Source organism: Paraburkholderia sp. BR10937, assembly GCF_040965695.1.
Lineage (GTDB): Bacteria > Pseudomonadota > Gammaproteobacteria > Burkholderiales > Burkholderiaceae > Paraburkholderia.
The window spans coordinates 1-1,017 of sequence record NZ_JBFRCL010000150.1 but is presented as its reverse complement, the minus strand read 5'-3'; the positions used below and the strand labels follow the sequence as shown (position 1 = coordinate 1,017).

At 63.9% G+C, this 1,017-nt stretch carries 1 protein-coding gene; it reads left to right on the top strand.

The annotated features are described in order from the left end of the window. Positions 1 to 1,017, top strand: a 1,017-nt coding sequence (locus AB4Y44_RS42385) for a DEAD/DEAH box helicase (RefSeq protein WP_368702813.1), incomplete at both ends; no start/stop codon positions are given.

Here is a 1,017-nt window from a genome sequence, read left to right as displayed (position 1 = left end):
CCAGCAGGCCGGTGTGCGCTGGCTCTACCTGCTCAGCCAGCTCGGGCTCGGAGCGTGTCTTGCCGACGATATGGGTCTCGGAAAGACGATGCAGGTCCTCTCCCTGCTACTGATCCTCAGGCGCGACCCGGTCGACCCGCGCCCGAGCCTGCTGGTCGCCCCGGCGTCCCTGCTGGCAAACTGGGCCGCGGAAGCGGAGCGTTTCGCGCCGGGCCTGCGCGTGCTGGTGGTGCACCCGTCCATGACGCCTGCCGACGAACTGCGCGCCCTGGACAGCGCCCGGCTCGCGCAGACGGACCTCGTTATTACCAGCTTCGGCTCGCTGCTGCGCCAGCCCGTTCTGGAAACAATGCAATGGCGCGTCGCCATTGTCGACGAGGCCCAGGCGATCAAGAACCCCGGCGCGCGGCAGACGAAACAGGTGAAGAAGCTTCAGGCCCGCTCACGCATCGCCCTGACGGGCACCCCGGTGGAAAATCGCCTGTCGGATCTGTGGTCCATTTTCGATTTCACGCATCCCGGCCTGCTGGGCTCGGCGAAGGACTTTGCCGGTCTGACCCGGCGTCTGGCAAAAGCCGAACATTTCGGCCCGCTTCGCACTCTTGTGCGGCCCTACATCCTTCGTCGCCTGAAAACAGACCGGCGTGTCATTACCGATCTCCCGGAAAAAACCGAACTCAAGGCGTGGTGTCACCTGAGCCCCATCCAGGCCGCCCTGTACGAACGCGCGGTCAAGGACCTGGCTGCGGCGCTCGATGGTACCGAGGGCATTGAACGTAAAGGGATCGTATTAAGCTACCTGATGCGGTTCAAGCAGATCTGCAACCATCCGTCCCAGTGGCTTGGCGATGTGGCGTGGCAGCCGGAAGCCAGCGGCAAATTCGCGCGGTTGCGCGAACTGGTCGACGTGATCGCAGCGAAACAGGAAAAGGTGCTCGTGTTTACGCAGTTCCGCGAAACCACGGAGCCCCTGGCTGCCCACCTCGGCTCGCTTTTTGGCCGGGAAGGTCTGATTCT